The sequence below is a fragment of the Streptomyces sp. NPDC111802 genome (assembly GCF_055634335.1).
The window spans coordinates 1-5840 of record NZ_JBVKCZ010000132.1 but is presented as its reverse complement, the minus strand read 5'-3'; the positions used below and the strand labels follow the sequence as shown (position 1 = coordinate 5840).

The 5840-nt window shown below is 65.0% G+C and carries 5 protein-coding genes and 1 pseudogene; 5 read left to right on the top strand and 1 reads right to left on the bottom strand.

Annotation, left to right across the window (positions count from 1 at the left end; translation table 11 throughout):
* Nucleotides 1-164, bottom strand: a pseudogene (locus ACZ7NC_RS44280) (DDE-type integrase/transposase/recombinase); the annotation flags it as partial.
* Between the two features lie 358 nt (nucleotides 165-522).
* Here ACZ7NC_RS44280 and ACZ7NC_RS44275 point away from each other — a divergent pair.
* The 5 genes from ACZ7NC_RS44275 to ACZ7NC_RS44255 all read left to right on the top strand — a co-directional run bounded on the left by ACZ7NC_RS44275 (nucleotide 523) and on the right by ACZ7NC_RS44255 (nucleotide 5669).
* Entirely contained in the window at nucleotides 523-894 is a 372-nt protein-coding gene (locus ACZ7NC_RS44275; RefSeq protein ID WP_471497788.1) for a transposase, read from the top strand.
* Nucleotides 895-1890: 996 nt separating this feature from the next.
* On the top strand, nucleotides 1891-2985 hold the full coding sequence (locus tag ACZ7NC_RS44270) for a cytochrome P450 (RefSeq protein WP_471497786.1): 1095 nt from the start codon (nucleotides 1891-1893) through the stop codon (nucleotides 2983-2985).
* A complete protein-coding gene (locus ACZ7NC_RS44265; RefSeq protein WP_471497784.1) occupies nucleotides 2985-4187 on the top strand; it encodes a cytochrome P450 in 1203 nt (400 codons plus the stop codon). Before ACZ7NC_RS44270 ends, ACZ7NC_RS44265 begins: the two co-directional genes overlap by 1 nt.
* Before the next feature lie 5 nt (nucleotides 4188-4192).
* Entirely contained in the window at nucleotides 4193-5437 is a 1245-nt protein-coding gene (locus tag ACZ7NC_RS44260; protein WP_471497782.1) for a cytochrome P450, read from the top strand.
* A gap of 28 nt (nucleotides 5438-5465) precedes the next feature.
* Nucleotides 5466-5669: a ferredoxin gene (locus tag ACZ7NC_RS44255; protein WP_471497780.1), complete on the top strand. Its 204-nt coding sequence runs from the start codon at nucleotides 5466-5468 to the stop codon at nucleotides 5667-5669.
* Nucleotides 5670-5840 lie beyond the last annotated feature (171 nt).

Genomic DNA, 5840 nt, shown 5'->3' with positions numbered 1-5840 from the left:
GAGCGGAGCCTGTCGGTCACGATCACTCTCGGCACGGCCTCGGTGCCCTTGAGGAGCTTGCGGAAGAAGCGCCGGGCCGCGGCGGCGTCCCGCTTATCGGTCACGAGGATGTCCAGGACGTTGCCGTCCTGATCGACCGCCCGCCAGAGATAGCGCATGCGCCCGTTGACCTTGATAAACGGCATTGTCAACTTTGACGATCCGTCAGATGATCACGAAGGCGATTGCGGGCCTGCGCCTTTGAATCCATGAATGAAACGCCGCCTCGACGCACCACAGCGGGTCTCGGGCGGGATTTTTCTTCTTGATCATCTGACGTCCTGTTAAAGTTGACAGTGCCCTTCCTGGCCCTATTACTGCTCGCTCCCAAGAAGTTTCCGGTGATCTCGGACTGACCTTTCAGTTGGAGATCATGGCGGTCTGCGATAGTTCGTCGATCATGGCTGCCGGGTAACTGTCCTGTATGCAGGCTGAGTTGCTGGACATGTCGCCGGAGGGCACCGACGCTGAGTGGCTGGCGGAGTGGTCCGATCAGAGCTGGAGAACCTGCTGGTCGATATCGGCGGGTTCTTCCCCCGTCACGACCTGCGGCGCCGTGCCGCTGCATGCGTCCGCGGGCTGCTGGCGCCGCTGTCCCGCAAGAACGGCTGGCAGATCGCCGAACACGCCGGGACCCCGGGTCCCCGGAGCCAGCAGCACCTGCTGGACCGCGCGGTGTGGGACCAGGACGAGCTGCGCGACTTCACCCGCCGTTACGTCATCGACGGCCTGGACGACGGCGGGGCGGGCCCCGGACCGGGCGGAGCCGGAGTGCTGGTGGTCGACGAGACGGGCTTCGCCAAACAGGGCCGCACCTCCGCCGGGGTCGCCCGGCAGTACTCCGGGAGGGCTTGACAAGCCCCTCTCCCGTACGGAACTTGATCTTCGCAGACCCGTTCCTACCAGGGGCTTCACCCATATCTGACGCCAGGTCACCCGGCAGCCGCGACGCCGCCCCGCACAAGGTCACGCATCGCAGCCATCACGTTGCCGAGAAGACCTCACTGAATAGCAGTGCTGCATTTCGGTGCAACGCTTGCGCGGCAGCAAAAGCGGGCACAGCCTGCAATTTTGTGAAATTGTGAAATGTGTTGTACTGCTGGTGGTGTAGCGCATACGGCGAAGCAGTCACGTAGCGGTCTTGAGGGCTTGACACTGGAGCTGGCTGGATTTCGCACTTCACCTCCCACGTGAGGTCAGTAGGATGATTACAGAACGGATATGATCGCCTTAATCGAGGCGTGGTTACGAAAGGTCGCCCGAGATCGCAAGAATTTCCCCATCCGACGGGTCGCAGTGAAGGCGCCCTCTTTGATGATTCGCGAGTTGGGTCGAGCTGGAGCTGCGGAGTAAGACTCGCGTCGGGGCACACTACACGTTGAACGCCTCTAGATCACTTCCAGGGCCGCATTACTCTCAATTGAAACCCCAGGACTTACTTGGAGTCACTGAAACGCCTAATGCGAGAAAGGGTGTCTACTTGACGGAATTCCAGAGTGGGGCGTAATGAAAAAAAGGGAGGCGTTCATCAGCTGGGGGAAGACGTTTATCTCGGCGTCTGCTGTCCTAGGCCCTCGCTTGGCTATCGAAGCTTCTGCGCTGTTGGTGGGAAACGCACGTGATCGATGTATGAACTCGGCTAGGCAGGATGGGTAGGTACTGGGTGTGGTTACAGAACCCGAGGCGTGGCCCGGCCGGTCTCCGGTGCGGGCGGCTGAGGTTGTCGCGTCGCCTTCGGTATTTCCGTTTGAGCGGACGGGGGACCCGCTGGATCCGCCGCCTGAGTTCAAGTGCTGGCAGCGGGAGGAGCCCATACGCCGGGTGGTCGTGGCCGGGTTTTCTGCTTGGCTGGTGACCAGGTATGTGGATGTGCGCCAGCTGCTGGGGGACGCTCGGCTCAGCAGTGATTGGTCGCGCCCGGGTTACCCGCTGTGGCGGCCGGACCAGCCGCCGCCTGCCCGGGGCTACTTGCCGTCGATGGATGCGCCGGAGCACACCGAGTTGCGGCGGGTCGTCATGCGGAGTGCGCTGGTGACCAATGTGGGGCGGTTGCGGCCGGCCATAGAGCGGCATGCGCGCGGGCTTCTGGAGGAGCTGGCTGCGTTGCCGCAGCCGGTCGACCTGATGGAGCGGTTCGCGTTGGCACTGCCGGTCCGGGTGATCGGTGAGCTGTTCGGCGTTCCGTTCGAAGATCGGGAGGTTTTCGAGCAGTGCGCCGCAGTGACCGCGAGGCGCTCAGCGTCTGGGGCTGAGGTTGCTGCCGCCCAAGCGTCGCTCAGCGAGTACCTCGGTCGGCTCGTCGAAACCAAGGACCGCGAGCCCGCCGACGACCTGCTCAGCGAACTCGTCGTCCAGTACGTCCGGACCGGCCGCATCGCCAAGGAGCAGGTAGTCGGCCTCGGGATGCCGCTGATCACTGGTGGCCATGCGACCACCGCCAGCCAAATTGCGCTGAGCGTGGTTGCCTTGCTGCGACACCCCGAGCAGCTGTCGGCCCTGCTGGCTGGCCCGGAGGCCCTGCCCGGCGTAGTGGACGAGTTGTTGCGCTATCTGACCGTCGTCCACAACGGCCTGCGCCGGGTCGCCACTGCGGACATCACGATTGGGGAGACAGTGATCCGGGCGGGTGAGGGGGTGGTGCTGGCGCTGCAGGCCGCCAACCGGGACGCGGATGTCTTCGCAGATCCGGATCGGCTCGATCTCACTCGCAATGCCCGGGCTCATGTGGCGTTTGGCTACGGCCCTCATCGGTGCGCGGGGCAGGCGCTGGCACGGGCGGAGCTGGAGATCGCGCTGCCCGCCCTGTTCCGACGGCTGCCAGAGCTGCGGCTGGCGATCCCCTTCGATGAGGTCACCTTTGAGGAGGACAGCCTGTTGCACGGGGTACAGGAACTCCCTGTCGTCTGGGACTCGGTGCGCAGCGGCGCCCGAGAGAGGACGGAATAATGGCGGAGAAATACCCATTGGACGGGGGTGCGCTGCCGCATGAGAAGTTCGCCCAGCGCAGGTCATCGGATCCACTTGGCGAGGTCGAGGTGCCCAGCGGGGATCTGGTGCGGCTCGCGGTCCGCTATGACGACGTGAAGATGGTGCTCACCGACCCGCGGTTCAGCACGGACCCGCGCCTGCCGGGCACGTCTCGCTTCCGCAGGAGTTCGGCGAACTCCACGGACGAGATCTTCCACAAGGACCCGCCGGAACTGAACCGGCTGCGCCAGCTGGTCTCCGGGGCGCTCGGCCCGCGGCGACTGCGGCAGTGGCGGCCCCGGGCGGAGGAGATCGCCGACCGGTTGCTGGCAGGGATGCTGTCCGGACCGGAGCCGGCTGATCTGTCGGAGGCATACGCATTCCCTCTGCCACTGTATGTAATGTGCGACCTGCTCGGTGCGCCCGCTGAGGACATCGGCCGCTTCCGTGAGTGGTCGAACGCCTTCATGTCCACTACCTCGATGAGCCCCGAGCAACGGGAGGCGCGGATGCGGGAGTTCGGCAGTTACCTGGCCGGACTCATCGCCGCACGGCGTCGTTCGACGGGTCGCGAGCGGCTCCTTGGCGCACTGATAGAGGCGCGGGATGCCGACGGCCAGCTCACCGATGGCGAACTTGTCTCCCTGGTCAAGACACTGATCATCGCCGGTCACGAGACGGTAGCTACCACCATCGGCCGCGGCGTGTTCGCGTTGTTGCGCCGCCCGGAACAGTATGCGGCGCTGTGCACGGAGCCCGACCTGCTGGAACAGGCTGTGGAGGAGATCCTGCGGTATGAGTTCGTCGGCAGCAACAGCCTGATCCGTACCGCCCGCAACGATGTAGAACTGCCTTCGGGGACGATCCGGAAAGGCACCGGAGTGATCACCGGACTCGCCTCCGCCAATCGGGACGAGAAACAGTTCCCCCGCCCGGAGGAGTTCGACATCCGCCGCACCAAGAATCCCCATCTCGCCTTCGGCATGGGACCGCACTTCTGCCTGGGCGCCGGTCTCGCACGTCTGGAGCTGCAAGTAGCCTTCGGCGTGTTGACACGGTCCATCCCCGACTTGAAGTTGGCGGTACCACCGCAGGAGATCACCTTCGTGACCGGTCTCCAGATACGCCGCGTCGAGCGGCTGCCCGTCGTCTGGCAGCGCAGGGAAGGAAGCACACCGTGAGGGCGATGCCGTCACAGACGTCCGAACTCGACATTCTGGCCCGGTTGTGGGATCCGGAAACGCTTCAGGACCCCTACCCGTTCTACACGTGGCTGCGCGAGCATGCCCCAATCCACCGCAACCCGACGGGCGGTGTGTATCTGGTGAGCCGTAACGCGGCGGTCAGGACCGTTTATCAATCGCCTGACCTGCGTGCCATTGAGCTTGAGGAACTTGCAGCGAAGCACCCGCGCTGGGAGCGATCTCGTGCACTGCGCATCCTGTCGCAGGTCATCACCAGTACCAACCCCCCCGAGCACACGCGGATCAGGCGCGCGCTCTCCCGGCATTTCACTCTCCGGCAGGCCCAGCGCCTGCAGGCGGCGGCTGAACATCACTGCGACCGGCTGCTGGCACCACTGGCCGCCCGGGTGCAGGACGGCGAGAGGGCCGACCTGCACCATGAGCTGACCCAGCCGCTGGGGATGAACATGGCCGGTGACATCATCGGCATCCCCCAGGCCGACCGGGAGACGCTGGCGGCTCTGATCCTCAGGGTCCTGGCTTCGCTCCATCCGGCATCCAGCGACGAGGCGTTGCAGGAAGGAGACCGGGCGAGTGAGGAGGTTGAGGAGTACTTCGCCCAGCTCGCCGCTGAGCGCCGTAAGCAGCCTTGCGGGGACCTGATCTCCGCCCTGCTGTCTGAGGTGCGCGAGGGCGATGAAAAGCCCGAACAGGGGCTGACCCGTGCCGAGTTCATGTTGCTGTTGTGGGGGCTGTGGGCGGGCAGTTTCGAGACCACGGTGGCCGCCATGGGTTTCGGCGTGCTCGCCATGGTCGACTACCCGGAGCAGGCGCGCTGGCTGGACGGAGGCCCAACCGAGGTTAAGTCGTTCGTCTCAGAGACACTCCGGTACAACCCGCCGGTCCTGGTGGACGCCGATCCTAGGATCGCACGCAGGGAAATCGAACTGGACGGGGTCACTATCCCCAAGGGTGCGGACGTGCGGCCCTTGCACGGGCCCGCCAATCGTGATCCGGAGGCATTCCCCGACCCGGACCGGTTCGACCCGTCCCGCAACACTTCTCGGATGGTGACCTTCGGCCACGGTGTGCACCACTGCCTCGGCGCCAACCTGGCGCGGATGGAGTGCGCCGTCGTACTCACCCGGATCCGCCGTACCCTGCCTGGCCTGGCCGTGCCGGAACGGCCGGTGCTCCGGCCGGCGTTGAGCCTGCGGACCTTCGAACATTTCCGTGTCACCCTCTGACTCACCCTCACTTAGGGGAGGCCTGCCCATGCATGTTCGCGCCGACCAGGGTATTTGCGCCACCTCGGGGCAATGCGCCGAGAGCGTCCCCGAGGTGTTCACCACACGGGACGAGGACGGGGTAGTCGTCGTACACAAGCCGCATCCGGACCGCCATTTGTGGCAGGACGTGCGTGCTGCTGCCCGCCGCTGCCCGGTGGCCGCAATCACCCTCACCGAGCCCGAGAAATGACCGATGCCCGCCTGCAGGCCTTGTCAAGTTGCCGATGGTGTAGGTGGGCGCTATCAAGTTGTCTGCGGGGGCGTGGGATGATCTTGATGTAGGTCGTCTTGGGAGGGGCTCGCGGTGGAGGCTGAGGCGTCGGTGTCGTACAAGGGGTACCGATTCCCGGCTGAGGTGATC